This is a genomic window from Micromonospora sp. NPDC048947, from assembly GCF_040649495.1.
GTDB lineage: Bacteria > Actinomycetota > Actinomycetes > Mycobacteriales > Micromonosporaceae > Micromonospora > Micromonospora alfalfae.
Genome location: NZ_JBEZFO010000002.1, coordinates 101582 through 128200 on the forward strand (window position 1 = coordinate 101582; position 26619 = coordinate 128200).

The window sequence follows — 26619 nt, forward strand, 5'->3', positions numbered from 1 at the left end:
CTCGACAGATCAGGTGCGCCCCGCGCCACTCGCGATCAGCTCAGCAGACCGCCGAGCAGGCCGCCCTCCTGCTGCTGCTGGCCACTGCCCATGACCGGCGGCTCCTCGGACGGCTGCACCACCACAAAGCCCTGACCGGCGAAGCTCATGGTGAACGACTCACCGGTGCGACGTCCGAGCAGAGTGCCGAGGCCGAGCTGCTCGGCCCGGTGGTAGCCGGTCTGGAGGTTGGCCGACCAGCAGACCGCGGCCTGGGGGTCGACGTACGTCGGAGCGTCCACGTTCAGCACGACCGGGGTGCCCTTGGTGGTGATGGCGATCCGCCCGTAGCCGCTGAACACACAGTTGAAGAGGCCGGACGAGGACGCCATCCCGGCGCCGCCGACCATCCTGATGTCGTACTGGAGGGTGGAGTCGAAGGCGAGCACGCTGCTGCCGTTGATGGAGAGGGCGTCGCCCGGCTCCAGGTCGATGATGTGCACGTCCTTGGCCAGCTCGGCGAGGAAGACGTCACCCTGCCCGGTGACCTTCATCAGCGGGACGCCCTCGCCGGTGAGCTTCTGCTTGAGGAACTTGCCGAGCCCACCTGAACCCAACGCCTGGAACTGCACGTTCCCCTGGTAGGCGACCATCGACCCGACCCGGGCCATCGCCTCGCCGTTGAGCTCGATCTTCAACATCTTGGAGTTCTGCAACCGCATGCCGGGCTGCGCGGACTCCTTCTCCAGATTCTCCGCGGAGAACAGCTCGCTGCGCATGAAAGGGCCTCCTGAATAGTGTCGCGTTCGCTGCACCGACGGTAGGCGACCTCGGCAAGCACAGGCCGTCGGACAGACGGCGCGGCGCGGGCGGGTCGTGCGGCGGGTCGTGCGGCGCGGGGGCTCAGCCCCAGCCCAGCGAATGCAGGCGCGCGTCGTCGATGCCGAAGTGGTGGGCGATCTCGTGCACCACTGTCACCGCCACCTCGTCGATGACGTCCTCGTCGTTGTCGCAGATCCGCAGGATCGGACGGCGGTAGATGAAGATCCGGTCGGGCAGCACGCCGGAGTAGTCCCAGCCGCGCTCGGTGAGCGCATGTCCCTCGTAGAGGCCGAGCAGGTCGACCTCGCCCGGTGGCGGGTCGTCCTCGACCAGGATCACCACGTTGTTCATCAGGCCGAGTAGTTCTTCGGGCACCTCGTCGAGGGCTTCGCCGACCAACTCCTCGAAGCGCTCACGGCTCATCTCCACCGGCACCTCGCCCATTGTGCCCGACGCGGGGGCACACGGCCCGGTCCTGCTGGACGACAGTGGCCGTCGTCCGCACATGCACGGAAGAAGCGACCACCCAGGATCGGGCGGAGGCTCCTTCCGTGGACGTACGGTGTGGGTCTGCTTGCTCAGGCAGCCAGGCGGGCGTTGAGGGTGATCTCGGCACCCGGCGAGAGCAGGCGGGAGATCGGGCAGTTGGCCTTGGCGGCCTCGGCGAGCTTCTGGAACTCCGCGTCGTCGATCCCCGGGACCTGGCCGACCGTCTCCAGGTCGATCCGGGTCACCGTCATGCCGGCGTCGGTCTTGTCCAGGTGCACCTTGGCGGTGGTCTCGACCGAGGTGGCCGTCGAGCCCGCGTCGGCGAGCGCCTTGGAGAACGCCATCGAGAAGCAGCCGGCGTGCGCCGCGGCGATCAGCTCCTCGGGGTTGGTGCCCTCACCCTCCTCGAAGCGCGACTTGAAGGAGTAGTTGCCGGACAGGCCGCCTTTACCGGTGCGGATGGTGCCCGCGCCCTCGGTGAGATTGCCCTGCCATTGTGCTGAAGCGGTACGGATAGGCATGGGGCAAACGCTAGCGGAAAGGCGACCGCCGAGCGACAGACCGGCGCGCTCGCCAGCCCTGCGATCCCTGTCACCACCAGCTTGCTGTGCCATGATGCGACACAGGTCCGTGACCGGCGGAAGGGTGGCCGATGTCCGAGGAGCTTCCGATCCCGCGACAGGGTGACCGATCCGAGGCCCCGGCGGTGATCGAGTGGGGTGCCGACGAGCCGACCCCGCGACGCCGCTTCGCCTGGTCCCTGGGCGACCTCGCGCAGGATCCTCGGCTGCCCCTGCTGCTCGCCGGTCTGGGCGCGGTGGCCGCGATCGCCTCGCTCATCGGTGAGTGGCTGGTGATGAGCCTGCCGAACGGCGGGCCCGACGGCAATGCGACGTTCGAGGTGCCCGCCGGGGTGTCCGAGGTCGGTGGCTTCGGGGTCGGCTATCTGGTTGGGCTTCTCGCCCTCGTCTGCGCCGTGGCGCTGACGTTGCGCGGCACGGCGGCCGTGCGGCCGAACGCTCGGCTGACCGGCCTCACCCTGGCCGGTGCCCTGCTGATGCTGCTGCTGGCCGCCACTGCCAGCCTCGACAACCCCGGTCAGCGAAACTTCTTCTACTCGCTTGAGGACGGCTTTCACATCGAGTACGGCCGTGGGCTGGTGATGGCGTTCGTCGCCTGTGTGCTGTTCGGGGCCGCCCTGAAGCTGGCCCCCGCCGCACCCTCCGGCGCGTTCGGGCCGCCGGACGACGACCGCTCCGCCGACCCGCCGGCACCGCGCCCCTGGCGCCGCCGCAGAGGCCCCGACCCGATCGAGGACGGCCTACCGGCCCCAGCCGACCTGACAGTCACCCCCGCCGCCCCTTTCACCCGCCCCGACCCCCAGCCCTAGCCCGCCCCCCACCCCCCACTCCCACCCCCACCCCACCCACTCTCCCTGCGGCGATCTTGCACTTACTGCGCCGACATACAGCGCATAACACGCAGAACGGCAACCGAAAGTGCAAGATCGCGGGGACGGGTGGGGGGACGGCGCGCGGGGGCGGGGTTGGCGTCCGATTCGCCTGGAAGCCATGGATGCGACCCGTTCCGCGAGGTACGGTTGCTGCCCGCCGTCACTCTGGGACTCGGGTTCCCTGACCCCTGGCGGTGCGACGGCGGCGGGCGAAGGAGGAACGATGACCCGCCCGGGACTGCCCAAGTTGATCGCGACCGACCTCGACGGGACGCTGGTCCGCAGCGATGACACCGTCTCCGCGTACACCCATGGGGTGCTCGACCGGGTGCGCGCCGCCGGGATTCCGGTGGTCGGCGCGACCGGACGCGGCCCTCGGTTGACCGAGTTGACCCGCAACGACATCCGGGCCGCCGACTTCCTGGTGATGGCCGGCGGCGGACGGGTGGTCGACCAGAGCGACCCGAGCGGCCCGGTGGTGCTCCGCGATGAGCGGCTGCCCGCCGAGGTGCTGGCCCGACTCCTCGCCGACCTGGAGGCGGAGGTCGGCCCGCTGACAGTGATGGTCGAGGCGTCTGACGAGCACGACGCCCCGCTGTGGGGCGACTACCACGAGAGCTGGCCCTACCAGGACCGCTTCGAGGCGCGCACTCGCGACGAGTGCCTCGCCTGCGACGTGATCAAGGCGTTCGCCCGGACCGCCGACCATCACGTGGACGAACTGCTGGCGGTGGCCCGCCGGATCGTCCCGCCGCAGGTCGCCACGCTCACCCAGGCCGGGCTCGGCTTCATCGAGATCTGCCCGCCCGGCGTGGACAAGGCGACCGGGCTGACAGTGGTGGCGCAGACCCTCGGGGTCGACCCGGCCGATGTGCTGGTCTTCGGTGACATGCCCAACGACCTGCCGATGTTCGAATGGGCCGGTTGGTCGCGGGTGGCAGTGGCCAACGCGCACCCCACGCTGCGCGCCGCCGCCGACGAGGTGACCTTGCGCAACGACGACGACGGGGTGGCGGTGTATCTGGACCGGCTACTGTCCCGGTAATGGGAGACACACCCCGCCTCATCGCCACCGACATCGACGGCACGCTGATCCGCGACGACCACACAGTCAGCCCACGCACCGCCGACCTGCTCGCGCGGATCTCCGCGCGAGGCACGCCGGTCGTCCTGGTCACCGGCCGTCCGGTCCGCTGGCTCAAGATGGTGTACGACCAGCTCGCCCGACCGCTGCCGGCGGTCTGCGCGAACGGCGCCGTCGTCTACGACCCGTTCTCCGACGAGGTGGTACGGGCTGACCCGCTCGCCCCGCACCACCTGGCCGAGGTCGCCCGGAGGCTACGGGCCGAGGTGCCCGGGATCAGCTTCGCCGTGGAGATCCTGGACAGCCGGGAGATGCGGCACGAGGCGCACTACCCGCTGCGCTGGGATGCCGACGCCAACGGCATCCGGCCGATCGAGACGCCGGAGGAGTTGCTTTCGGTGCCGGCGGTGAAGCTCCTCGCCCGCGCCGGCGAGCAGGACCCGGATGCCTTCGCCGAGCTGATCGCCACGGCGGTGGCGGGGCTGGCCGAGGCAACGCACTCGTCGTCCTCAGGGCTTGTGGAGATCTCGGCAGCCGGGGTGACGAAGGCGGCGGGGCTGGCCTGGTACTGCGACCAGCTCGGGGTGGCCGCGGCTGACGTGCTGGCCTTCGGCGACATGCCCAACGACGTGCCGATGCTGACCTGGGCCGGGCGTGGCGTGGCGGTGGCCAACGCGCACCGCGCCGTCCTGGCGGTCGCCGACGACGTGACGACGGCGAACACCGAGGACGGCGTGGCGGCGTACCTGGAGAAGGTCTTCGGGGTGGACTGAGGTCAGAGGTACTGACCGGTGTTGTGACCCTCGCCGCCGCCCGGCTGGCCGATGCCCGGCATCCCGGGGACGACCCCACCGGGGCCGCTGGGCAGCGCCTGCCGGCCGCCGCGCATCTGCTCCAGCTGCACCCGGGCGGCCATCTGCTGGGCCACCAGGGCCGCCTGGATGCCGTGGAACAGGCCCTCCAGCCAGCCGACGAGCTGGGCGTGCGCGATCCGCAGCTCGCCCTCGCTGGGGGCCTTGTCCTCGGCGAAGGGCAGCGAGATGCGCTCCAGCTCGTCGCGCAGCTCAGGGGCGAGGCCCTCCTTGAGCTCGACGATCGACCGCTCGTGGATCTCCCGCATCCGGTTGCGGCTGGCGTCGTCGAGAGGCGCGGCCTTCACCTCCTCCAGCAACTGCTTGATCATGCTGCCGATCCGCATCACCTTGGCCGGCTGTTCGACCAGGCGGGTCGGGTCCTCGCCCTGGCCCTCGTCGGTCTGCATCGTGCCGATCGGCCGGCCGTCCGGGCCAACCACCACCACCGTGCCGGAGTGGCCGGAGTCGTCGGGGCCGGGCTCGTCGTTCTGTCCAGCGGAGCGCGCTTCGGTCATGGGGTCCATCTTTACCCAGCGGACGCGAGCCATGCCGGCCGGGACCGACTACCGGGGCCGAACCACCCGGGCGGGGCGCGCTACCGTCGCGCCATGCCTGTCGACCCGCGCGCCGTGTTGACCCGGCCCGCACCGGAACCCGACCGGACAGTGGCGTACGGGGACCACCCGGATCAGGTGGCCGATCTGCGTCTCCCGGCGGGAACCGGGCCGGCCCGGCCGCTGGTCGTCGTGGTGCACGGCGGCTTCTGGCGGGCCGAGTACGACAGACGGCACACCAGCCCGCTGGCCGCGGCCCTCGCCGCTGACGGCTACCCGGTGGCGCAGCTGGAATACCGCCGTACCGGGCAGCCCGGAGGTGGCTGGCCGGGCACCCTGACCGACGTGCTGACCGGGGTGGCCGAGCTGCCGATGCTGGCGGCTGAGGCGCTGCCCGGCCGGGTGAGCCCGGCCCCGCCGATCCTGGTCGGGCACTCCGCCGGCGGCCACCTGGCGCTGTACGTGGCGGCCACCGCCCCGGCAACGGTGGGCGCGGTGCTGGCCCTGGCCCCGGTGGCCGATCTGGGCGAGGCGTACCGGCGGGATCTGGACTCGGGCGCTGTCGCCGCGCTGCTCGGCGGCGGACCGGCACAGGTCCCGGACCGGTACGCGGCAGCGGATCCACGGATGTTGGTACCGATACGAACACGGACGGTAGTTGTGCACGGCTCCGACGATCGTCAGGTCCCGGTGGAGATGAGCCGGGATTTCGTCACAGAGGCGCGTGTCACAGGTTCCGATATTTCCCTTGTTGAACTGCCCGGATGCGAGCATTTCGGGCTGATCGACCCGGAGGCCGTCGCCTGGTCTCAGGTGCTCGCCGTGTTGCGGTCCCTGCACGATGATCACTAGCCATTGACGCAGCGTCGCGGACCAGGTAGAACGCCGGTGGGGCGGTGTTCGGCCCTGTAACGCTTCCTTGGAAGGAACTCGGTGTCGCAGATGAATCGCAGGCGGGCGCTCCAACTGTTGGCCGCGCTCGGGACCACCGGGTTCGTCGCCGCGTGTGGCTCAGACGGTGACGCCGATCAGACCGCCGACCGGGGCCCGATCAAGATCGGTTTGATCACGCCGCAGGCCGGTGGTTTCAAGAGCATCGGCGACGACATCACCAATGGCTTCCAGCTCTTCCTCGACCTGCACGACCAGCGGCTGGGCGGCCATCCGGTGGATCTGCTGACCGCCGACGAGGGCGACACCGCCAAGACGGGCAAGGCTGCCGTCGAGGGCCTGCTCAAGCAGGGCGTGCTGGCACTCACCGGCGTGGTCAACTCGGCGGTGATGGTCGGCATCCGGGACACCGTGGAGCAGGCCCGGGTCCCACTGATCGGCTCCAACGCCTCACCGAGCAGCCTCCAGAGCGTCTTCTACATCTGGCGGACCTCGTACGTGCTCGACGAGGCTGGCAAGGCGCTGGGCCGCTACCTACGCGACCAACTGCCGGCGAACGGCCGCATCGCGATCATCATGCCGGAGAACGTCGGCAGCCCGGACGTGGTCCGCGGCTTCCGGCAGGAGTTCGGCGCGACCGACCCGCGGATCGGCGACCCGGTGACCTACACCAACGCCACCTCCAACCCCGGCAAGACGACGTACGCCTCGGACATCACCAAGGCGCTGGCGAAGAAGCCCACAGCGGTCTTCTGCTTCTTCGCCGGAGCGGCCGCTGTGGAGTTCATCAAGCAGCTGCGCGAGAAGTTCGCCGGGCCGATCTACGCGCCCGGCTTCCTCACCGAGGGCACAGTGCTGGAGAACCTGAAGGACAACGCGCTGGGCATCCAGACCGCGCTGAACTATTCGGCCGACCTGAACAACACGTCGAACCGGGTCTTCGCCTCGGCGTACCGCAAGAAGTACCAGGTCACCCCCACCACGTACGCGATGGCGTCGTACGACGCGGCGCAGGTGCTCGACCAGGCCATCCAACTGGCCGGTGGGAAACCGACTCCGCAGCAGGTCAACCTGGCACTGGGCAAGATCGGCCAGATCGACAGCCCGCGTGGCATCTGGCAGTTCAACCAGCCGCGTACCCCGCAGCAGAAGTGGTACCTGCGCGAGGTGCAGCGCGACGGTCAGGTCATGTCGAACGTGCTGATCAACGAGCTGGCCACGCTGGGCTGAACGCCCACCCGGAGCACGATTCGGGGCCGGTCTCCCAGTGGGAGGCCGGCCCCGAGACGTTCGCGGGTCAGTGCCGCAACTCGGCGATGCAGCACTTCACGCTGCCGCCGCCCTTCTTCAGCTCGGCCAACTCGACCGGGACCGGGGTGTACCCGGCCGCCTTGAGCTTGCCGGCCAGGCGGGTGGCCTCGCTGTTGAGCACCACGTTCGCGCCGTCGCTGACCAGGTTGAGCCCGAAGGCCATCGCGTCCTCGTCGTCGGCGATCACCGCGTCCGGGAAGAGTTGGGTGAGCACCCGCTGGCTGGCCGCCGAGAACGCGCCCGGGAAGTAGACGACGTTCGCGTCGTCGATGGCCGCGAGCGCCACGTCCAGGTGGTAGAAGCGGGGGTCGATCAGACGCAGCGACACCACCGGACGGCCCAGCGCCTCCTGCGCCTCCGCGTGCGCGGGGATCTCGGTACGGAAGCCGTGCCCGGCCAGGATGAGCCCCCCGTGCGCCTCCGGCACGTACGCGAAGTCGCCCTCACCCTCGTTGGTCTCGCTGGGTGCGATGAACCGCCAGCCCTGCGCCTCGTAGAAGGCGTGGTGGGCGGCGGCCTCAGCGGCCCGCTGCTCGTGCTTGAAACGGGCGCCGTAGACGCTGCCGTCCACCACGAAGCCACCGTTCGCGGCGTAGACCATGTCGGGCAGGCCCTGCTCGGCGGGGAGCAGATGCACCTCGTGGCCGAGGCCGACAAGCGTTTCACGCAGCCGGTCCCACTGCTTGACGGCCGCGTCCCGGTCCACCGGTGTGGTCACGTCCATCCACGGGTTGATCGCGTACTCGACAGCGAAATACTCCGGCGAGCACATGAGATATGTCCGCTTTCGCGGGAAACGCTGCTGGTTCACGGTCACCAAGAGTAGGTACCGTAGAACTTTGAAAACAGCCACAAGCGTTGCTTTCCAGAGGCGGAACGTTGCAGATCGACGCGGTAGACCAGCGGATCATTGCGTTACTCGTCGCGGACGCCCGTGCGTCCTACGCCGACATCGGCACCCGGGTGTCACTCTCCGCCCCAGCGGTCAAACGGCGCGTCGACCGCCTGCGCGCCACCGGCGTGATCAGGGGATTCACTGCCGTCGTTGATCCGGCCGCCGTCGGCTGGACCACTGAGGCCTTCGTCGAGCTCTTCTGCGCCGGCCGGACCACCCCGGCGCAGATCGGCGTGGCCGCCCGCCGACACCCCGAGGTGGTCGGCGCCTACACCGTCTCCGGGGAGGCGGACGCACTCGTACACCTACGCGCCGCCGACATCGCCCACCTGGAGGCAGCACTGGAGCGGCTGCGTGGCGAATCCTTCGTGACCTCCACCCGCAGCACCATCGTGCTCTCCCGACTGGTCGAATCGCCCGGCGTCGGCCCGTCCGCCAGCACCTCTTGACCTCAACCCAGGTTGAGGAGATTGACTGGCCCCGAGTGGGCGAGGCAGCCCATCCGGGCCGAGGGGACTGTCATGCGGGCGATCTGGTTACGTGAGTTCGGCGGACCCGAGGTGCTGGTGCCCGGTCCCGCGCCCGACCCGGTCCCCGGTCCCGGCCAGGTGCTGATCGACGTCGCGCACGCGAACATCACCTTCATCGAGACGCAACTGCGCGCCGGCCACCCCGGCCCGTTCCGCCTCACCCCACCACTGATCCCCGGCAACGGCGTCGGCGGGGTGATCACGGCGGTCGGGTCGGACGTCGACCCGGCGCTGACCGGGCAGCGGGTGGTCAGCGCCACCGGAGGTTCCGGCGGTTACGCCGAACGCGCGGCGGTGGACGCGTCGGCGACGATCGCGGTGCCGGCCGGGTTGGCTCTGGACGAGGCGGTGGCACTGCTGGCCGACGGGCGGACCGCCACCATGTTGATCGAGGCGGTCGGCGTCCGCCCAGGTGACCGGGTGCTGGTGGAGGCCGCGGCCGGCGGCGTCGGCAGCCTGTTGGTGCAGCTCGCGGTCCGGGCCGGGGCCCGGGTGATCGGCGTGGCCGGTGGGCGACGCAAGGTGGACCTGCTACCCGGCCTTGGCGCCGAGCTGGCCGTCGACTACCTGCTGCCTGAATGGGCCGAGCAGGTCCGCGCTGCGGTGGGCGGGGTCGACGTGGTGCTCGACGGGGTCGGTGGCCCGGTGGCCCGCACCGCCTTCGACCTGCTCTCTCCGGGCGGCCGGATGGTCAGCTTCGGGCTGGCGAGCGGGGAGTGGTCCCCGGTGTCGGCGGAGGCCGCCACGGCACGCCAGGTCACAGTGGTCCGCCCGGACGTGCCACCGGCCCGGCTGCGGGCGTACACCGAACGGGCCCTGGCGGACGCGGCGGCCGGCCAGCTCCGGCCGCTCATCGGCCAGCGCTTCCCACTGGAACGCGCCGCCGACGCGCACGCCGCCATCGAGGCGCGCGCGACGATCGGCAAGACCCTGCTGGACGTGGCCTGATCGGGCTCAGAGGTACATGCCGGTGCGGTGCTCCGACTCGTCGCGCCGGACCGGCTTGTCACCCTCACCGAAGAACCGCTTGCCACCGAACTCGCCGTGCAGGCGGTCGTCCAACTCGTCGGCGAGACCGGTCATCACCTGCACCGCCAGCATCAGATGGGTCGCCTGGAAGTTGCGGCCGAACACCGGGATGGACGCCCACACCGTGTCGTCGGCGCAGTAGAGGCGGCCGATCGGCATCCGGTTCGTCAGTTCGGAGAGCTTGACGTAGAGCCGCTCGGTCGGCTCCACCTCGGTGAGCACCGGGGAGAAGACGTCCACCAGAGGCGGATTGTCCCGCACCCGCACGAAGACCATCGCCGAGCCTGCGCGGATGGTGATGTCGCCGTCCGAGTCGATCTGCAACCGGTCGGTGTCCGACTTCAACATGGTGGAGACCACTGTGCGGACCCGATCGGCCAGGTCGAGCACGTCGTCCTGCTCGACCTGAGCGGCAGCCGCCTCGGCCAGCGCCTCCTCCAGGTCCGCCTCGACGTCGGCGTCCGGACCGAACTCGCTGCGGGCGGTGCCCAGCGGTTCCACCGTCAGCGGCTCGCCCTCCGCGTCGTGCACCAGATAGACGAGGAAGGCCGGGTGCGGAGCACCGTAGACGTCCCGCAGCGTGCGGGAGAGCAGCGTGGCGACCTGGGTCGACTCGGCCGTCGTGGCGTTCAGCCCGAACGAACCGCCGGAGCCGGCGACCACCCCGGGCGGGGACCAACCGAGCGCGACCATGTCCGCCACCGCGCCCCGGTCCAGTCGGTAGCCCGCCGGCAGAGCGGCGTTGCCGACAGCGCGGGCGGACAACACCCGGTCCGCGTCCACGTCGACGCTTATCGAATAGACGGCGTCCCCGGTGCCGGACGCGGTGGGGTCCAGGGTCACGTCGAGGTGCGCGCCGACGGGAAGTTCCCGCAGCCGTACGGCGAGCGCGCGGGCGAACTCCCGCCACGCCTCGGTCACCTTCGCCCGCAGGTCGGTGGTGCTGGGCTCGTCGAGCAGGATCGATTCCGCCGGCTCAGTCGAAGCACCGGGCAGCTCACCGTGCGGCGCCGAGGGGTGGTCAGCCGTCATGATCGCCTCCGTCCGTCACGATCACCCTACCCACGCCGCCCGTGGCTCGAATCAGCCCCGACCGGGATCGGACAGCGGCGGTCAGGGGGCCGTCGGGTCCGTGGGGTCGGCGCCCAACTCGACCGGCCAGGCGCCCGCCAGCGCGCTGAGCCGGGCCGCGACGTCCGCCGGCTCCGCGCCCCGGCCAACCGCCAACCCGAAGAGGTACGCCGTGACCGGCGCCCCCGGACGCAACACCTGGTGGGCGACGTCCCGGGCCAGATCCAGCACCGCCGGCACCGGCACCGCAGCCGGGTCCAGATCCAACTCGGCGCACACCGCCGTGACCCAGTCGTCCATCACCGTCATCGCGCCCACTCCTCCGCCCGGCGTACGTCCTCGTCAGTGTCGCAGTCGAACCACGGCGGCGGGCCCTCGCCGGACCACGCCACCTCCCGCACGACGAGGCCGGCCAGCAAGGCCCGCACCGGGGCTCCGGACAGACTGCCGCCCCGCTCGACAGTCAGCCGGTGCACAGCTGCCCGCAGCGCGGCGACCCGCCAGACACCGCAGAGCGACTGCCGCCGCCCGTCCCCGTCCACGAAGCACGCCCCGTCCGGTCCCAGCTCACCGCCGAGGCCACCGCGGGCCGACGCCGGAGCGAGGCCACTTCCGGCCGGCGACGCCGGAGCGAGGCGGCCACCGGCCGGAGGCGCCGGAGCTAGGCCGGGGCGGGCCAGCGCGGCCGGGGCGGAGTGGCCGCCCGCCGGTTGGGTGTCGGGGGTCTCCTGGTGGAGGTGGTTCAGCAGGTCGCCGATCGCGGCCCGGGTGAGCAGCGGCAGGTCGGCGGCGAGCAGCGCGACAAGTGTGATGTCGGGATCCAGCAACGCCAGGCCGGCCGCCGCCGCCGCGACCGGACCCCCGCCGGGCGGGTCCTCCCGGACGACCCGCACACCCGCCGGCACAGCGTCGGCCGCACCGACCAGCACCCGCTGCGTCGCGTCGGTGACGGCGGCCAGCACCCGGTCACGCATCGGCCGGCCGCCGACCGGAAGCGCGGGCTTGTCCAGCCCGCCCATCCGTCGGGCGGCCCCACCCGCGAGCACCACTGCGGCATACGTCCCCACCCGGCCACCGTAGCCGTGCTTGACGCTCAAACGGGCCAACGCTCAAACGGGCCCGATCGCGAGGCCCCCACCCGGGCCTCCGACCCTGCCGCCCCGCCCCGGCCCGCCCCGGCGCGGGCTGGCGCGGGCTGGCGCGGGCTGGCGCGGGCTGGCCTGACCCGGCCCAGCGCAGCCCATTGATCATGAAGTTATTGCTCGACACGCCGACGAAACGCGCAAACAACTTCATGATCAACGCCCTGGGGCGGGGTGGGGTGGGGTGGTGCTGGGCGGGGCGGGGTGGTGCTGGGTGGGGTGGGGGTGCGCTGGGTGGGGTTGGACGGGGTGGGTGGCGGTGGCGGTTGGGGGGCTGATGGTCGGTGGTTGTGCGGGTGTGCCGGCGCGGGGTGGAGGATGGCGAGATGGGACGGGCAACTGATCGACGTGGCGTACTCCGGATCGACCTTGACGCGGCGACCGCCGGACGTGGGTCGGTCCGCCGACCTGACACGCTCGCCGTGGAGGAGCCGCTGGAGATCCGGGTCGGCGCGGCCGGCCCCGGTCGACGCCGGCCGCTCGCCGTCACCATGCGCACTCCCGGCGACGACTTGGACCTGGCTATCGGGTTCCTGCTGACGGAAGGGCTGATCCGGTCGACCGACGACGTGTTGACCGCGCAACTCTGTTCCGGCGCGGAGACGCCGAACACGTACAACGTGGTGGACGTGGTGCTCGCCCCCGGCGTACCGGAACCGACCACCGACCCGTCCCGGAACTTCTACACGACCAGTTCCTGCGGGGTCTGCGGCAAGGCCAGCATCGACGCGATACGCACCCGGTCGCTCTTTCCGGTCGCGGCGGACCCGCTGAGCGTCCCGGCCACGCTGCTCGCCGAGCTGCCCGACCGGTTGCGCGCCGCCCAGCGCGGCTTCGATCGGACCGGCGGGCTGCACGCGGCGGGCCTGTTCACCCCGGACGGTGAGTTGGTGCTGCTCCGGGAGGACGTGGGCCGGCACAACGCCGTGGACAAGGTGATCGGCTGGGCCGTGCGGGAACGCCGACTGCCGCTCGCCGGGCACCTGCTGCTGGTCTCCGGACGGGCCAGCTTCGAGCTGACCCAGAAGGCGTGGATGGCGGGATTGCCGCTGCTGGCGGCGGTGTCCGCCCCGAGCACCCTCGCCGCGGAACTGGCCGACGAGGCGGGGATGACACTTGTCGGCTTCCTACGCGGGCGGACCATGAACGTCTACACCGGGCCGCACCGGATCACTGTGGAGCAGCCAGCCTGACCCGAGCGGCCGAGTCAGCGACCGATCCGGTCGATCAGGTCGAACAGGGCCAGCCGTGCGGCGGCGTCACGGGCGATCAGGAAACCGGCGATGCCGAGGATCCAGCCCAACGCGCTGCCCGCCTTCGTGACGATCCAGGTGTTCAGGCGGGCCAGCACCGGCTCGACCAGTCGCGGGCGGGCCACCCTGGCACCCAGCAACAGCACCGCCGGCAGCACCATGACCAGGCAGTACCCGGTGAGCAGCACCACCACGCTCGCCGCTCCCACCCCTGAGGTGGCCAGGAGACCCACCGCACCGAGGTACGGAAGCATGGTCGCCACCTCGGCAAGCGCCGCGAGCAGCGCGAGCCCGACCAACCAGCGGGCCGAGGAATCTCCGGCGGTGGCCCGGTCCCGCCAGCGCAACACGCCACCGGTACGAGGACGCCGTTTGCCGTCGTAGCGGAAGCTGAGCGCCAGCATCGCCACGCCCAGGATGAGTTGCGCCCAGAGGACGCCCCGGTTGTCCAGGGCGCCGCCCAGCGCGTCGCCCAGCCTGCTGCCTCCCCAGACCAGCAGCAGCCCCACCGCGAGGTAGAACACCGCGATGGTGGCGAGGTAGCCCAGGATCCGCCGGACGTTGACCGGCCCGGGGGCGAGCAGCAACCAGACCGGGATGAAGAGGGTGCCGATGCTGGTGCTGTCGATCAACGCCAGCCCGGCCAGCGACAGCAGCAACTCGGGGGTCATGTCGTACCAGAGCGGAGAACGGTCACGAGATCATTCTCCGGCGGCGGTGAGCCCGCCGCGTCGGCCGTGGACAGGAGCAACGCGTACATCCTTCGACGGAGGGCGTCGCCTGGGGAACCCGCCTGGGCGGGCTTCGTCGGGCTGGCGGGAAAGATCGACCCAGCGACTGACGGTTGTCCCACCAGACATCCAGAAGGATGCTCGCCTGCGGTGAGTGACGCGGCTGGCGGTCTCTGCGGCAGGCAACAACGTCAGTTGATGAGAACGATCCTTCCAGGTGCGTGGTGCGCCTCGCTCAACTCGTGTGCGGCCGCAGCCTCGGTCAGCGGGAACGTGGCCGCGATGGGAATGTGCAGCCGACCGGATTTGGCAAGGCGCACCGCGATGTCCAGGCCGTGTACCGCGAGCACATCGGCACCGGACCCCACTGCCTTGCCAGTCCGATCCGCAGGTGCGCCGTGCGACAGGTGGACCTCGTGGGCGGCGGCCGCGAAGTCGGCGATCGTCACCACGCGTTCGGTATCTCCGGCGATGGCAATCAGGTCGGGCAGTGCTCCTCCGGCGCAGTCGAAGACCGCGTCGACCCCGTCCGGCGCCAGCCGGCGGATGCGGTCGGGCAACCCGGGGCCGTACGTCGTCGGCACCGTGCCGAGTGAACGCAGGAAGTCATGATTGCGCTCACTCGCCGTGCCGATGACGATGGCGCCACGGGCGGCTGCCACCTGGACAGCGACGCTGCCGACCGCGCCGGCGGCGCCGTTCACCAGCACGGTCTGCCCCGTTGTGACCCCGAGCCGATCAAGAACGCGGGTGGCCGTCTCGACGCTGCCGGCAGCGCCGCCCGCCTCCTCCCAACTCCAGGCGACGGGCTTAGCGGCCCACGCGCTCAGCACCACGTGGTCGGCGTTGGCGCCACGCGTCGCCGGCGAGGCCATGCCGAACACGTGATCGCCGACGGCGACGCCGGTAACGCCCTCCCCAACCTCGTCAACCACCCCAGCCGCCTCGAAGCCGGTCCGGTACGGGAACGTCACGGGCACCATGTCGGCCAGCTTGCCGGCGCGAATCAGCACCTCCCCTGTCGAGACCCCGGACGCCCGGACAGCGATACGGACCTCACTCGGCCCTGCGTGCGGGGCCAGCACCTCGGCGACGTGCACAACGTTGGGTGGCCCGAACTGGGCAAACACGACAGCTCTCATGGGCCGAACCGTAACGGAGCACCCCGTCCGGTTAGCTAAAGTGAGACCGGTGACGGTCGAAGTGAGACAAGCCCAGCGCTCGGATGCGCGCGACAACCGGGAGCGCATTCTGGCCGTCGCTCGCCTGGCGTTCGCGACCAATGGGCTCGACGTGCCGATCCGGGAGATCGCACGGCGGGCACAGGTGGGCGCCGCCACTATCTACCGGCACTTCCCCACCAAGGACGCGCTGCTCGCCGAGGCATTCGCCGAGCAGATGACCGTGTGTTCGGCGATCGTCGAGGAGGGCCTCGCTCAACCCGATGCCTGGCTGGGTTTCCGCCTGGTGGTGGAGAAACTCATGGAGACGCACGCCCACGATCGAGGCTTCGCCCGCGCCTTCATCAGTCAGCTTCCCCAGGAAGCCGGCTTCGCCGCCGATCGCACCCGAACACTGCGCATGCTGGCCGAACTCGTCGACCGGGCGCGAGCGACAGGAGAACTTCGGGACGACTTCGTCCTGGAGGACCTGATCCTGGCGCTGATGGCCAACGAAGGCATCCGAGCCGAGTCAACCGCCAGCCGCCTGGCGGCCGCCCGCCGTTTCGCGGCATTCATGATCCAGTCATTCCAGACAAGTCCGGCGCGGACGCCACTGCCACCAGCCGTTCGCCTACCGCTCTCGACACCCTGAGTCCCGTAAAGCGGAGTAACCGCCTGGCTACGCGGCTACGATCTCGACGGCACCGCGGGAGATCTTGACGTCGAACTCCATACCAGTGCCCTTGGAAAGCTTGACGAGCGTCGCGATCGACGGCGGCTGGTCGCCTGATTCCAGTCGCGCGATGACTGACTGGGTCATCCCCACCTTGCGGGCGAGCGCGGTCTGGGTCAGCTGGTTTTGGGTGCGGTACCCCACGATACGAAGCGCGACCTCGCGCGCGAACGCTGTCCGATCCCACTCTGCGCGGAACACCGGGTCCTGACGGCTGGCATCGCCGATGACCTGCTGCGAGGTCTTGAGCTCGGAACGTTTCATCACTCCACCTCCACGTCCTTGATCCTTCGCTCTGCGGCTGCGACGGCCCGGGCGAAGTTCCGCTGACTGACGCTGGCTTCTGGACCGACAGCGCCGACCACGAACGCGCCACCAACCTGGGTATAGAAGACGCGCCACCGGCTACGTCCGCCACGTGGGCGCAGCTCACGCAGGTTGTCGCCGGTTCGGATCCTGCTCAAATGCGGGTAGCCCAGGTTGGGGCCGAGGCTCTCCAGCTTTTCGACGGCGTGTCCGATTGCCGCCTGTTCGATCGCGGGTATGGCTCGCAGCTCGGTTACGGCCTCCGGGTGAAAGAGAACCGACCAGAGCCGACTATAGCAAGATTGCGATAAAGCTGCCGGGGAGTCTCCGGCAGCCGGGCGGCAATCGGGAACCGGCTCGTCAGCGGCGGCCACGTCGGCTCCGTTTGCGGGGCCGGATGACGCCGGGCATCCCGACCGACGGCCAGCCGTCCAACTCGGCCGGGGGCACGCCCCGCCGGAGCAGGTCGTCCAGCAGCAGCGCGAGCGAATAGTCGGGGTGCAGGCTCAGCGTGCGTTCGAGCGCGACCGCCGCCAACGCGCCCTGTCCGGCGCGCCACGCGGCGAACGCCAGCAGCGCACCCGGCGCTGCGGCAACCTCCGGCTCGGCGCGGCGCAGCACGTCGGTCCAGAGGGCGATGTCCCGGTCCCGGCCGTCGGTGCGTTCCCAGGCGTGATCGCGGACCGGCAGGTGGGTCATCAGCAGGCTCAACCAGGCCACCTCGTCGTCGTCGAGCCGCTCACCACGCCGCTGGCGGCGCTGGGCCTCGCGGACCGCCGCCACCCCGGCGGCGCGCAACGCCCGCGCCCCGAGCAGGTCACTCTCGGGCGCCTGCTCGATCAGCTCGGCCAGTCTCAGCTCGGCGCGGGCGGTGGCCGCCCGGGACGCCTCCCGGGCCGGCCCGTCCACCGGTGCCACCTGCCCCACCAGGGCAGCCCGGTCGGGGAGTGCGACCTGACCGGCGAAGACCGCCGAGGCGGTCACCCGGTTGACGCTCGTGTCGTAGCGGCGGCCCTCGGGCGGGCAGCAGTCGGGCTCGGTGCAGAGGTAGGACCACCAGCGGCCGTCGGTCACCCGAAGCGCGTCGAGCACGTGCAGCCCGAAGTCGTACAGCGCGTCGCGCACCGCGTCCACGGCCGGGGTGACCCGCTCCGGTTGCCCGTAGCCCACAACGGTGGCGGCCTCCGCGCCCTGCCGGCGGATCACACCGGCCAGGTGCCCCGCCAGCCCGCCCAGCTCGGTCGGCTCGGGCAGGTCCGCGCGGGCGGCGAAGACGATCTGTCGGCCGACCAGCGCCACGGCGACCACGCTGTCGGTGGGATGAAAGCCGAGCAGGTACGGCACAGCGGCGATCAGGTCGGCGGGTGAGCGGACGGCGAGCTGAGGGCGTTCGGTCGAGGTCATGTCGGAAGCCTGCGGCGGGCGTGCCGGGCCCTGCCACCCCTGTGGACGACACGCAGCTTATCCACAGTTACTGAACGTGTTTGCCCTGCTCAAGCCACACCTACGGGTGCGGAAAGAGCGCCGATGTCGTCGGGCGACACCTGGCTGTCGTAAGGAGCGGTTACCGTGCGCTGATGGACCTGGCGTACCTGCGCGCGCATCCGGCACACCTCCCGACCTTCCGGACCCATCAGCGGCTCCGAGAGACGCCGGTCGCCGGTGGAAACATCTGCGCGGCCGCCCGGCTCACTCTCGACGACGGCCACTCCGTCTTCGCCAAATCCTGGCCCGAAGACGCCGACCGACCGCCGCCGGAGGGCTTCTTCGCCGCCGAGGCCGCCGGCCTGCGCTGGCTGCGGGAGGCGGGCGCTGTCGGCGTACCCGAGGTGATCGTGGTGTTGCCGGAGCTGCTGGCGCTCGACTGGGTGGAGCCCGGCGAACCGACGCCGGAGGCCGCGGAGCGCTTCGGCCGGGAGTTGGCCGGGCTGCACCGGGCGGGAGCAACCGCCTTCGGTGCCAGCTGGCCCGGGTTCATCGGCTCGCTCCCACAGGACAACACCCCCACCGGCAGGCGCTGGTCGACCTGGTTCGCCGAGCGACGCCTCGTCCCCTACCTGCGACGCTCGGTCGATGGTGGCGCGCTGACCAGCGCCGATGCCGCTCTGGTCGAGCAGGTGATCGGTCGGCTGGACGGGCTCGGCGGCGACGAGCCGCCCGCGCGCATCCACGGCGACCTGTGGCCGGGCAACGTGCTGTGGGGGGCCGACGACCGGGCCTGGCTCGTTGACCCGGCAGCGCACGGCGGACACCGGGAGACGGATCTCGCCCAGCTCGCCCTCTTCGGCGGCATCCCACACCTGGATCGGGTGCTGGCCGCCTATCAGGAGAGTTGGCCACTACCTGACGGTTGGCGTGACCGGGTGCCGGTGCATCAACTGCATCTGCTGCTCGTGCACACGGCACTCTTCGGCGTCAGCTTCCGAGATGTGGTCGTCCAGACCGCCCGTGGCGTCCTGAGCCGGGCCGAGCGCGCTACGGTCGACAGGTGAGCGCCGCCCCGGGGACCGACGGCGTCCTCGTCGACCGGTACGGCCGTGTCGCCCGGGACCTGCGCGTGTCCCTCACCGACAAGTGCAACCTGCGCTGCACCTACTGCATGCCGGCGGAAGGTCTCCCCTGGCTGGCCGGCCCCGAGTTGCTGACCGACGAGGAGATCGTCCGGCTGGTCCGGGTGGCCGTCGAGCTGCTCGGCGTGACCGAGGTGCGGTTCACCGGCGGTGAGCCGCTGATCCGAGCCGGGCTGGTCGACATCGTGACGGCGGTCGCCGCCCTCGAACCCCGCCCCCGGGTCTCGCTGACCACCAACGGCATCGGCCTGGACCGGCTGGCCCCGGCGTTGCGGGCGGCCGGCCTGGACCGGGTGAACGTCTCACTGGACACCCTGGACCCGGACCGGTTCACCACGCTCACCCGCCGCCCCCGTCTCGACGCGGTGCTGGCCGGGCTCGCCGGGGCGGCGGCCGCCGGGCTCAGCCCCGTGAAGATCAACTCAGTCTTGATGCGTGGTGTCAACGAGGATGAGGCGCCGGCGCTGCTCCGCTTCGCCCTCGATCACGACTACCAGCTACGGATCATCGAGCAGATGCCGTTGGACGCCCAACACGGTTGGGCCCGCGACACCATGGTCACCGCCGAGGAGATCCTGGCGTCGCTGCGTACCGTCTTCGATCTGAGCCCCGACCCGACCGAGCGCGGCGCGGCACCTGCGGAGACCTGGCTGGTCGACGGAGGCCCCGCCCGGGTCGGCGTGATCGCCAGCGTCACCCGCCCCTTCTGCGGGGACTGCGACCGCACCCGACTGACAGCCGACGGTCAGGTCCGCGCCTGCCTCTTCGCCACCGAAGAGTCGGATCTGCGCGCCGCGCTGCGCACCGGTGCGGACGACGACGAGTTGGCCCGGCGCTGGCGTACCGCGATGTGGGGCAAGCGCGCCGGGCACGGCATCGACGACCCCACCTTCCTCCAGCCGACCCGCCCGATGTCCGCGATCGGAGGCTGAGCGTGGAGGGGCCACCGCTGACCATCCGCTACTTCGCAGGTGCCCGCGCCGCCGCCGGCCGCGCCGAGGAGGCCATCCCCACCGGGCCGTCTCTGGACGACCTCGCGGCCGAGCTGACCCAGCGCCACGGCGACCGGCTCGCCGGGGTGCTGCGGGTGGCGAGTTTCCTCGTGAACGGCGTCACCTGTCATGATCGTCAGGCACCCCTACCGGCCGGGGCCACGATCGATGTCCTGCCCCCGTTCGCGGGCGGCTGAGGGAGGCACGACACATGATGGCGGTTCTGGGGTTCGTGGCTGTCCTGGCGCTGGTCACCGGCCTCATCCACCTCTACCTGTGGAAGCGGCTCGTTCGGGACACCACCACGCCGGGCCGTTGGCGACGGATCGGCGGGATCGCCGCCCTGGTGCTGGCCCTGCTCGTGCCGGTCACCCTCGCCGGAACGCAGGCCGGGCTCTACTGGCTCGCCTGGCCGGGCTACCTGTGGCTCGCGCTGATGTTCTACCTGCTCGTCGTACTGGTCGTGCTGGAAGTCCCAATGCTTGTCGCCCGGCTGGTGCTGCGTCGCCGGGTGGTCGCCGCAGAGCCCACCGCCGCCGCGCCCGAGCCGGTGCTGGTCGGTGCCGCCGGGCCGACCGAGCCACCGGCAGCCGGCGCCGTCGCGGCACCGGACCACGACCCGTCCCGTCGGTTGCTGCTGGCCCGTGGGGCGGCCATCTTCGCCGGCCTCACCGCCGCCGGCACCGTGGGGTACGGCGTTCGTACCGCGCTCGGCCCGCCCCACCTCGACCGGGTGCGGATCCCCCTCGCCAAACTCCCCCGCAGCATGGACGGCCTGCGCATCGCCACCGTCTCCGACATCCACCTCGGCCCGCTGCGCGGACGGGCACACACCGAGCGGATCGTCGCCGCGATCAACCGGCTCGACGCGGACATCGTCGCGGTCGTCGGTGACCTGGTCGACGGCTCGGTGGCCGAACTCGGCTCGGCCGCCGCGCCGCTGCGTGGCCTCCGCTCCCGCTACGGCAGCTTCTTCGTCACCGGCAACCACGAGTACTACTCCGGCGTGGAGGAATGGGTCCAGGAGGTCGACCGGCTCGGTCTGCGGGTCCTGCAGAACCGGCGGCAGGAGATCCAGGCCCGTGGCGGTGTGCTCGACCTGGCCGGCGTGAACGACCTGGACGCGACCGGCGGCGCCGGCCTCGCCGCCGGGCCGGACTTCGCCGCCGCCCTGGGTGACCGCGACCCGAGCCGACCCGTGGTCCTGCTCGCACACCAGCCGCTGGCTGCCAAGGAGGCGGCCCGCTACGGCGTCGACCTGCAACTGTCCGGGCACACCCACGGCGGGCAGATGGTGCCGTTCAACCTGGCCGTCGGGCTGGAGCAGCCGGTGGTCAGCGGGCTCGGCGAGGTCGACGGCACCAAGGTCTACGTGACCAACGGCGCCGGTTTCTGGGGGCCGCCGGTCCGGGTCGGCGCGGAGCCGCAGATCAGTCTGGTCGAGCTGCGCTCGGCATAGCGGAGGTCACGTACGCGCGTGGCGGCCGGTGGCCGGTGCGGCGGGCGTGACAGGATGCGGCGTGCCCCCGTTCAGCGCCGTACCCCCCGGTGGCCTACCGCCATTCGTCGCGGACCTGCACATCCACTCGAAGTACTCGCGCGCGTGCAGCCGTGACCTCACCCTGCCGAACCTCGCGTGGTGGGCCCGGCGTAAGGGCATCGGCCTGCTCGGCACCGGCGACTTCACCCACCCCGCCTGGTACGACCACCTGCGGGAGACGCTGCGCCCGGCCGAACCGGGGCTCTACCGGCTCGACCCGGAGGCGGAACGGGACGTCGCCCGTCGGCTGCCACCCCGACTCGCGCAGACCGCGGAGGCGGACCCGGTCCGTTTCATGCTGAGCGTGGAGATCTCCACCATCTACAAGCGGGACGACCGGACCCGCAAGGTGCACCACCTGATCTACCTGCCGGATCTGGACGCGGTGGCCCGGTTCAACACCGCGCTCGGCCGGATCGGCAACCTCGGCTCCGACGGCCGGCCGATCCTCGGACTGGACTCCCGGGACCTGCTGGAGATCACCCTGGAGGCCAGCCCGGACGGCTATCTGGTGCCGGCACACATCTGGACTCCCTGGTTCTCCGCGCTGGGTTCGAAGTCCGGCTTCGACGCGATCGCCGACTGCTACGCCGACCTCGCCGAGCACATCTTCGCCGTGGAGACCGGGCTCTCCTCCGACCCCGCCATGAACTGGCGGGTCGGCAGCCTGGACGGCTACCAACTGGTGTCCAACTCGGACGCGCACTCGCCGCCGGCGCTCGGCCGGGAGGCGACAGTGTTGACCGCCGAACGGGACTACTTCGCCGTTCGGGAGGCGCTGCGGACCGGTGACGGTCTGGCCGGCACCATCGAGTTCTTCCCGGAGGAGGGCAAGTACCACGCGGACGGGCACCGGCTGTGTGGGGTCAACTGGTCTCCGGAGCGCACCCGTGCCGCGGGCGGTCGCTGCCCCGAGTGCGGCAAGCCACTCACCGTGGGTGTCCTCAGCCGGATCGAGGAGTTGGCCGACCGCCCGGACGGGCACCGGCCGGCGCACGCCCGGGACGTCACCCACCTGGTGCCGCTGGCCGAGATCCTCGGCGAGATCAACAAGGTGGGTGCCCGGTCGAAGAAGGTCGAGGGTCGCCTCAACGAGCTGCTGGCCGCACTGGGTCCCGAGCTGGAGATCCTGACCACGACCCCGCTGAGCGACATCGCGCAGACCGGTGGTGAGCTGCTCGCCGAGGGCATCGGACGGCTGCGGCGCGGCGACGTCCGCCGGGTGCCCGGTTACGACGGCGAGTACGGCGTGATCACGCTCTTCGACCCGGCCGAGCTGGGCGCGCAGGAGACGCTGTTCGACGTACCGGTGCCAGCGCAGCGACGACCCGCGGAGCCGGCTCCCCGGGTCCCGGCCAAGCGTCCGGCGGCGGCCAAGGCGGAGCCGAAGCGGAAGCCGGTCCCAGCACCCGCACCGCCGATCGCGTCACCGCCGTCTCCGCACGAGCCGTTCGAGCCGATGCTCTCCGGCATGGAGGAGGTCGGCACCGGCCTGCTGGACCGACTGGACGCCATGCAGCGGGTGGCCGCCTCCGCACCTGGCGGTCCGCTGCTCATCGTGGCCGGCCCGGGCACCGGCAAGACCAGGACGCTCACCCACCGCATCGCGTACCTCTGCGCGGAGCTGAACGTCTTCCCCGAGCGCTGCCTAGCGATCACGTTCACCCGTCGGGCCGCCGAGGAGCTGCGGCACCGCCTCGACGGCCTGCTCGGCCCGGTCGCTGAGGACGTCACGGTGGGGACGTTCCACGCGTTGGGGTTGACCATCCTGCGGGAGAACGTCGGCGCGGCGGGTCTCCCGGCCGACTTCCGGATCGCCGACGACGCCGAACGGGCGGCAGCACGCACCGAGGCCGGCGACGACAGCGCCGCGTACGTGTCGCTGCTGCGCAAGCAGGACCTGGTCGACCTTGACGAACTGGTGACCCTGCCGGTGGAGCTGCTGCGGGCCGATCGGAAGTTGGTCGAACGGTACCGGGACCGCTGGCAGTGGATCTTCGTCGACGAGTACCAGGACGTCGACGAGGTGCAGTACGAGCTGCTGCGGCTGCTCAGCCCCGCCGACGGCAACCTCTGTGCGATCGGCGACCCGGACCAGGCCATCTACTCGTTCCGGGGTGCCGACGTCGGCTACTTCCTGCGCTTCTCCGAGGACTTCACCGACGCCCGACTGGTCCGGCTCAACCGGAACTACCGCTCATCGGCGCCGATCCTGGCCGCCGCCGCGCAGGCCATCGCGCCGTCCACGCTGGTCCGGGGCCGGCGACTGGACCCGGCCCGACTCGACCCGGAAGCTCCGCTGGTCGGGCGCTACCCGGCGGCGTCAGTGGCCGAGGAGGCCGACTTCGTGGTGCGTACCGTCGACGACCTGGTCGGCGGGCTGTCGCACCGTTCGCTGGACTCGGGCCGCATCGACGGCCGGTCCACCTCGCTGTCGTTCTCCGACATCGCGGTGCTGTACCGCACCGACGCGCAGGCCGCCCCGATCGTGGACGCCCTGACCCGGGCGAACATCCCCGTGCAGAAGCGTTCCCACGACCGGCTGCGGGACCGGCCCGGGGTGGCCGCCATCGCCCGCGAGCTACGGCACGCCGACGGTCTGGCCGGCTCACTTGCCGCCCGGGTGCGGCTGGCCGGTCAGGTGGTCGCGGAGCGGTTCGCCGTACCCACCCTGGACGGCGGCGGCAGTGCTGTCCGTCCCGAGGACGTCCGCTCGGCCGTGGACCTGCTGACCCCGCTGGCCCGACGCTGCGGTGACGACCTGGAGGCCTTCCTGTCGCAGTTGGCCACCGGCGCTGAGGTGGACGCGCTCGACCCGCGGGCCGAGGCGGTCACACTGCTCACCCTGCACGCCGCGAAGGGACTGGAGTTCCCGGTGGTCTTCCTGGTCGGTGTCGAGGACGGCCTGTTGCCGTTGCGCTGGCCGGGCTCGACGCCCGACGAGGACGCCGTCGCCGAGGAGCGCCGGCTCTTCTTCGTCGGCCTGACCCGGGCCCAGGACCGGCTGTACGTCAGTCACGCCGCCCGCCGCACCCGGCACGGCACCGAGCGCGACTGCGTCCCCTCGCCGTTCCTCAACACCATCGACCCGGGCCTCTTCGAACGCTTCGGCGAAGCCGAGCCCCGCCGCCCCAAGGATCGCCAACTCCGCCTGATCTGACCCCACGCCCCACCCCACGCCCCGTCGATCTTGCACTTTCGGTTGTCGTTGTGCGTGGAATGCACCTTATGTCGGCGCAGAAACTGCAAGATCGACGAAGGCGGGGGTGGGGCGTGGGCGGGTCAGGTGAGGAGGGGGGCGAGCCAGGCGCCCACCAGCAGGGCCGGACCGAGCGGCAGCAGTGTGTTCCGGTGCACCTTTCGGGCGGCGAGCAGGCCGAGCACCAGAACGCCGTGCAGCACGTGCGGCAGGAGCAGCCCGGCCAGCAGGGTGCCCCACCCCAGCCAGCCGAGCGGCAGGCCGAGGACGGCGGCGAGTTTCACGTCCCCGAAACCCAGCCGTGAGCCGGGCAGCAGGGCCAACACCACGTGCGCCGCACCCGCGAACGCCGCACCTCCCAGCGCGCCGAGCAGCCGGCCGGGAGTGCCGGACAGCAGCGCCGCGGTGCTCAGCCCTCCGAGGGCCAGCAACCCGGCGACGAGCACCAGCGGGTCGGGCAGCCGCAGGCAGGCCAGGTCGACCCGCGCCAGCACCAGACCGACCGCCGCGACCGCGAGGAAGACCGGCAACGCCCTGTCGTCACCCACGGCGACGGCGAGGCCGACAAAGACGCTGGCCGCCACCATCGGGTCGACCCAGGGCCGTCGGACCGGCTGCGGCCCCGGAAACGCCAGTGGCCGCGCGTCCGCCGTGGCGAAACGTCGCGACACCAGGGGTACGACGAGGCCGACCAGCGCGCCGAGCAGCGCGATCGACACCAGCGCGGCGGCCGACATGGGCCGGACGCTACTGGCGGTCGCGCCCCAACGTGGCCCCCGATCGTGATCCCGTGCCCGCCCGACGTGGCCGTTCGGTGGTCACCACAAGGGCGACCCCGGCGACGATGACAGCACCGCCGAGCAGCACCTGCGGGGTGATCGGCTCGGCCACCAGCAGCGCGCCGAGCGCCACCGCGACGGCCGGGTTCACGTAGGCGTACGTCGACACCAGCGAGATCGGCGCGTTCTGCAGCAGCCAGACGTACGCGGTGAAGGCCACCAGTGAGCCGGCCACCATGAGGTAGCCCAGCGCCAACCAGGACCGGGTGCTCACCGCCGCCGGGTGGAAGTCCGCCAGTTCGCCCCGACCGGCGGCGACTGCCACCAGCACCAGCGCGCCGGCCATCATCTCGTACACCGTGGCCACGAACGGGTCGCCGGGCATCCGGATCCGGCCGGAAAGGAACGACCCGACCGACCAGGAGGTGGCCGCCGCCACCACTGTCAACGCCCCGACCAGCGGCACCGCTGCCGAACCGCCACCCGGCAGCACCAGCAGGATGAGGCCGACGAAGCCCACTGTGACCCCGGCGAACGTCCAGAGCGGTGGCCGATCCCCGGTGGCCGAGCGCAACAGCACCACCAGCAGTGGCACCGTGGCCACCAGCAGCGCGGCGATCCCGGACGGCACCGCCACTCCCGGCGGCCCCGATTCGGCGAGCACCACCAGGCCGTTGCCGGCGCCGAGCAGGAGCACCCCGACCAACGCGGCCGAGCCGAGTTGCCGTCGGTCCACCCGCAGCGCGCCGGGCCCCCGACGCAGTCGCAGCACCACCGCCAGGACCAGGCCGGCCACGGCGAACCGGAGCGCGGCCGACAGCAGCGGAGGCATCGTCTCCACTGTGATCCGGATGGCCAGATAGGTCGACCCCCAGAGCACGTAGACCACGATCAACGCGGTCCAGATCAGTGTCGGCGTGCTGCTGGCACGACGGCCGGCGAGGGCCGTGGCGCTCGGTGGAGGTGAGCTCATCAGTGGACCACGCTACGGTGACCCCGGAGTCCGTGTCGCGCTTTGGTGGCCGGCCTTTCACCACTCGTGCAGGAGGGCGGCATGACGAACTACGGACAACCGGGGAGCGGCCACCCGGGGCCGTGGCGTGGGCAGAGACCCGACGAGACGCCCGGTCGACCGGCGCAGCAGCCCTACCCGCCCGCGCCGGAGTCCTACCCTCCGGCGGTCCCGTCGTACCCGCCCGCGCCGCAGGGACGACCCGGACCGTACGGCGGCGCACCCACCCCGCAGTAC

At 71.4% G+C, this 26619-nt stretch carries 29 protein-coding genes; 14 read left to right on the forward strand and 15 right to left on the reverse strand.

Going from position 1 to position 26619, the window contains the following annotated elements; genetic code table 11:
* Window positions 1–35 precede the first annotated feature (35 nt).
* From AB0B98_RS03855 to AB0B98_RS03865, 3 genes are all read right to left on the reverse strand, one after another.
* Complete coding sequence (locus AB0B98_RS03855; RefSeq protein WP_354969821.1) at window positions 36–758, reverse strand: AIM24 family protein; 723 nt, start codon at window positions 756–758, stop codon at window positions 36–38.
* Window positions 759–882: 124 nt separating this feature from the next.
* Entirely contained in the window at window positions 883–1230 is a 348-nt protein-coding gene (locus AB0B98_RS03860) for a metallopeptidase family protein (RefSeq protein WP_238670058.1), read from the reverse strand.
* A gap of 149 nt (window positions 1231–1379) precedes the next feature.
* Entirely contained in the window at window positions 1380–1811 is a 432-nt protein-coding gene (locus tag AB0B98_RS03865) for an OsmC family protein (RefSeq protein WP_091396762.1), read from the reverse strand.
* A gap of 131 nt (window positions 1812–1942) precedes the next feature.
* Here AB0B98_RS03865 and AB0B98_RS03870 point away from each other — a divergent pair, with 131 nt between their 5' ends.
* From AB0B98_RS03870 to AB0B98_RS03880, 3 genes are all read left to right on the forward strand, one after another.
* Entirely contained in the window at window positions 1943–2680 is a 738-nt protein-coding gene (locus AB0B98_RS03870; protein ID WP_357360718.1) for a hypothetical protein, read from the forward strand.
* Window positions 2681–2966: 286 nt separating this feature from the next.
* The gene (locus tag AB0B98_RS03875; RefSeq protein WP_357268152.1) at window positions 2967–3788 is read left to right on the forward strand and encodes an HAD hydrolase family protein; all 822 of its coding nucleotides are present in this window, start codon (window positions 2967–2969) and stop codon (window positions 3786–3788) included.
* Complete coding sequence (locus AB0B98_RS03880) at window positions 3788–4600, forward strand: HAD family hydrolase (RefSeq protein WP_357360720.1); 813 nt, start codon at window positions 3788–3790, stop codon at window positions 4598–4600. Before AB0B98_RS03875 ends, AB0B98_RS03880 begins: the two co-directional genes overlap by 1 nt.
* Window positions 4601–4602: 2 nt before the next feature.
* Here the strand turns inward: AB0B98_RS03880 and AB0B98_RS03885 are convergent, their stop codons facing one another.
* Window positions 4603–5205 carry a bacterial proteasome activator family protein gene (locus AB0B98_RS03885; protein WP_091396749.1) on the reverse strand — a complete coding sequence of 201 codons (603 nt, stop codon included), beginning with the start codon at window positions 5203–5205 and terminating at the stop codon, window positions 4603–4605.
* Window positions 5206–5289: 84 nt separating this feature from the next.
* On the opposite strand from AB0B98_RS03885, the gene AB0B98_RS03890 reads away from it, so the two are divergent.
* Together AB0B98_RS03890 and AB0B98_RS03895 are read left to right on the forward strand one after the other, a co-directional pair.
* Window positions 5290–6087 (forward strand): alpha/beta fold hydrolase, encoded by a 798-nt coding sequence (locus AB0B98_RS03890; protein ID WP_357360722.1) that lies wholly within the window; start codon window positions 5290–5292, stop codon window positions 6085–6087.
* Between the two features lie 81 nt (window positions 6088–6168).
* Window positions 6169–7356: an ABC transporter substrate-binding protein gene (locus AB0B98_RS03895; protein ID WP_238670018.1), complete on the forward strand. Its 1188-nt coding sequence runs from the start codon at window positions 6169–6171 to the stop codon at window positions 7354–7356.
* A 67-nt stretch (window positions 7357–7423) separates the two neighbouring features.
* Here the strand turns inward: AB0B98_RS03895 and ddaH are convergent, their stop codons facing one another.
* Window positions 7424–8257 carry a dimethylargininase gene (gene ddaH, locus AB0B98_RS03900; protein ID WP_238670019.1) on the reverse strand — a complete coding sequence of 278 codons (834 nt, stop codon included), beginning with the start codon at window positions 8255–8257 and terminating at the stop codon, window positions 7424–7426.
* Window positions 8258–8316: 59 nt separating this feature from the next.
* Here ddaH and AB0B98_RS03905 point away from each other — a divergent pair, with 59 nt between their 5' ends.
* Window positions 8317–8781, forward strand: coding sequence for an Lrp/AsnC family transcriptional regulator (locus AB0B98_RS03905; protein WP_357360725.1), 465 nt, complete (start codon window positions 8317–8319; stop codon window positions 8779–8781).
* Between the two features lie 72 nt (window positions 8782–8853).
* Window positions 8854–9810, forward strand: coding sequence for a zinc-binding dehydrogenase (locus tag AB0B98_RS03910; RefSeq protein ID WP_357360727.1), 957 nt, complete (start codon window positions 8854–8856; stop codon window positions 9808–9810).
* Window positions 9811–9816: 6 nt separating this feature from the next.
* On the opposite strand, the gene AB0B98_RS03915 is transcribed toward AB0B98_RS03910, so the two are convergent.
* The 3 genes from AB0B98_RS03915 to AB0B98_RS03925 all read right to left on the reverse strand — a co-directional run bounded on the left by AB0B98_RS03915 (window position 9817) and on the right by AB0B98_RS03925 (window position 12029).
* On the reverse strand, window positions 9817–10923 hold the full coding sequence (locus tag AB0B98_RS03915; RefSeq protein ID WP_238670022.1) for a YbjN domain-containing protein: 1107 nt from the start codon (window positions 10921–10923) through the stop codon (window positions 9817–9819).
* A gap of 81 nt (window positions 10924–11004) precedes the next feature.
* Window positions 11005–11271, reverse strand: a complete 267-nt coding sequence (locus AB0B98_RS03920; protein ID WP_357268139.1) for a DUF6457 domain-containing protein — start codon at window positions 11269–11271, stop codon at window positions 11005–11007.
* On the reverse strand, window positions 11268–12029 hold the full coding sequence (locus AB0B98_RS03925; RefSeq protein WP_357360729.1) for an NTP transferase domain-containing protein: 762 nt from the start codon (window positions 12027–12029) through the stop codon (window positions 11268–11270). Before AB0B98_RS03925 ends, AB0B98_RS03920 begins: the two co-directional genes overlap by 4 nt.
* Window positions 12030–12430: 401 nt before the next feature.
* Here AB0B98_RS03925 and fdhD point away from each other — a divergent pair, with 401 nt between their 5' ends.
* Window positions 12431–13297 carry a formate dehydrogenase accessory sulfurtransferase FdhD gene (fdhD, locus tag AB0B98_RS03930; RefSeq protein ID WP_357360731.1) on the forward strand — a complete coding sequence of 289 codons (867 nt, stop codon included), beginning with the start codon at window positions 12431–12433 and terminating at the stop codon, window positions 13295–13297.
* 14 nt (window positions 13298–13311) lie between these two features.
* Here the strand turns inward: fdhD and AB0B98_RS03935 are convergent, their stop codons facing one another.
* Window positions 13312–14028 (reverse strand): GAP family protein, encoded by a 717-nt coding sequence (locus tag AB0B98_RS03935; protein ID WP_357360733.1) that lies wholly within the window; start codon window positions 14026–14028, stop codon window positions 13312–13314.
* A gap of 251 nt (window positions 14029–14279) precedes the next feature.
* Window positions 14280–15230, reverse strand: a complete 951-nt coding sequence (locus AB0B98_RS03940) for an NADP-dependent oxidoreductase (RefSeq protein WP_357360736.1) — start codon at window positions 15228–15230, stop codon at window positions 14280–14282.
* Window positions 15231–15279: 49 nt separating this feature from the next.
* Here AB0B98_RS03940 and AB0B98_RS03945 point away from each other — a divergent pair, with 49 nt between their 5' ends.
* The gene (locus tag AB0B98_RS03945) at window positions 15280–15903 is read left to right on the forward strand and encodes a helix-turn-helix domain-containing protein (RefSeq protein ID WP_357360738.1); all 624 of its coding nucleotides are present in this window, start codon (window positions 15280–15282) and stop codon (window positions 15901–15903) included.
* A gap of 27 nt (window positions 15904–15930) precedes the next feature.
* On the opposite strand, the gene AB0B98_RS03950 is transcribed toward AB0B98_RS03945, so the two are convergent.
* Genes AB0B98_RS03950 through AB0B98_RS03960 form a run of 3 tightly spaced genes read right to left on the reverse strand, consistent with a single transcriptional unit; the run spans window position 15931 to window position 17694 of the window.
* Window positions 15931–16248, reverse strand: coding sequence for a helix-turn-helix transcriptional regulator (locus tag AB0B98_RS03950; protein WP_238670029.1), 318 nt, complete (start codon window positions 16246–16248; stop codon window positions 15931–15933).
* Window positions 16248–16664 carry a type II toxin-antitoxin system RelE/ParE family toxin gene (locus tag AB0B98_RS03955; RefSeq protein ID WP_357360741.1) on the reverse strand — a complete coding sequence of 139 codons (417 nt, stop codon included), beginning with the start codon at window positions 16662–16664 and terminating at the stop codon, window positions 16248–16250. Before AB0B98_RS03955 ends, AB0B98_RS03950 begins: the two co-directional genes overlap by 1 nt.
* Complete coding sequence (locus AB0B98_RS03960) at window positions 16651–17694, reverse strand: DUF4192 domain-containing protein (protein WP_357360743.1); 1044 nt, start codon at window positions 17692–17694, stop codon at window positions 16651–16653. The genes AB0B98_RS03955 and AB0B98_RS03960 overlap by 14 nt, the downstream gene beginning before the upstream one ends.
* A 173-nt stretch (window positions 17695–17867) precedes the next feature.
* On the opposite strand from AB0B98_RS03960, the gene AB0B98_RS03965 reads away from it, so the two are divergent.
* From AB0B98_RS03965 to AB0B98_RS03985, 5 genes are all read left to right on the forward strand, one after another.
* Window positions 17868–18782: a fructosamine kinase family protein gene (locus AB0B98_RS03965; RefSeq protein ID WP_357360745.1), complete on the forward strand. Its 915-nt coding sequence runs from the start codon at window positions 17868–17870 to the stop codon at window positions 18780–18782.
* Window positions 18779–19792: a GTP 3',8-cyclase MoaA gene (moaA, locus tag AB0B98_RS03970; RefSeq protein ID WP_238670033.1), complete on the forward strand. Its 1014-nt coding sequence runs from the start codon at window positions 18779–18781 to the stop codon at window positions 19790–19792. Before AB0B98_RS03965 ends, moaA begins: the two co-directional genes overlap by 4 nt.
* 2 nt (window positions 19793–19794) lie before the next feature.
* The gene (locus AB0B98_RS03975) at window positions 19795–20049 is read left to right on the forward strand and encodes a MoaD/ThiS family protein (protein ID WP_238670034.1); all 255 of its coding nucleotides are present in this window, start codon (window positions 19795–19797) and stop codon (window positions 20047–20049) included.
* 14 nt (window positions 20050–20063) lie between these two features.
* Entirely contained in the window at window positions 20064–21311 is a 1248-nt protein-coding gene (locus AB0B98_RS03980; protein ID WP_357360748.1) for a metallophosphoesterase, read from the forward strand.
* 61 nt (window positions 21312–21372) lie between these two features.
* A complete protein-coding gene (locus AB0B98_RS03985; RefSeq protein WP_357360750.1) occupies window positions 21373–24552 on the forward strand; it encodes a UvrD-helicase domain-containing protein in 3180 nt (1059 codons plus the stop codon).
* A gap of 122 nt (window positions 24553–24674) precedes the next feature.
* Here AB0B98_RS03985 and AB0B98_RS03990 read toward each other — a convergent pair whose 3' ends face one another.
* Both AB0B98_RS03990 and AB0B98_RS03995 read right to left on the reverse strand, forming a co-directional pair.
* On the reverse strand, window positions 24675–25328 hold the full coding sequence (locus AB0B98_RS03990) for a prepilin peptidase (RefSeq protein WP_357360753.1): 654 nt from the start codon (window positions 25326–25328) through the stop codon (window positions 24675–24677).
* Window positions 25329–25338: 10 nt separating this feature from the next.
* Entirely contained in the window at window positions 25339–26343 is a 1005-nt protein-coding gene (locus tag AB0B98_RS03995) for an EamA family transporter (protein ID WP_357360755.1), read from the reverse strand.
* Window positions 26344–26619: the final 276 nt, after the last annotated feature.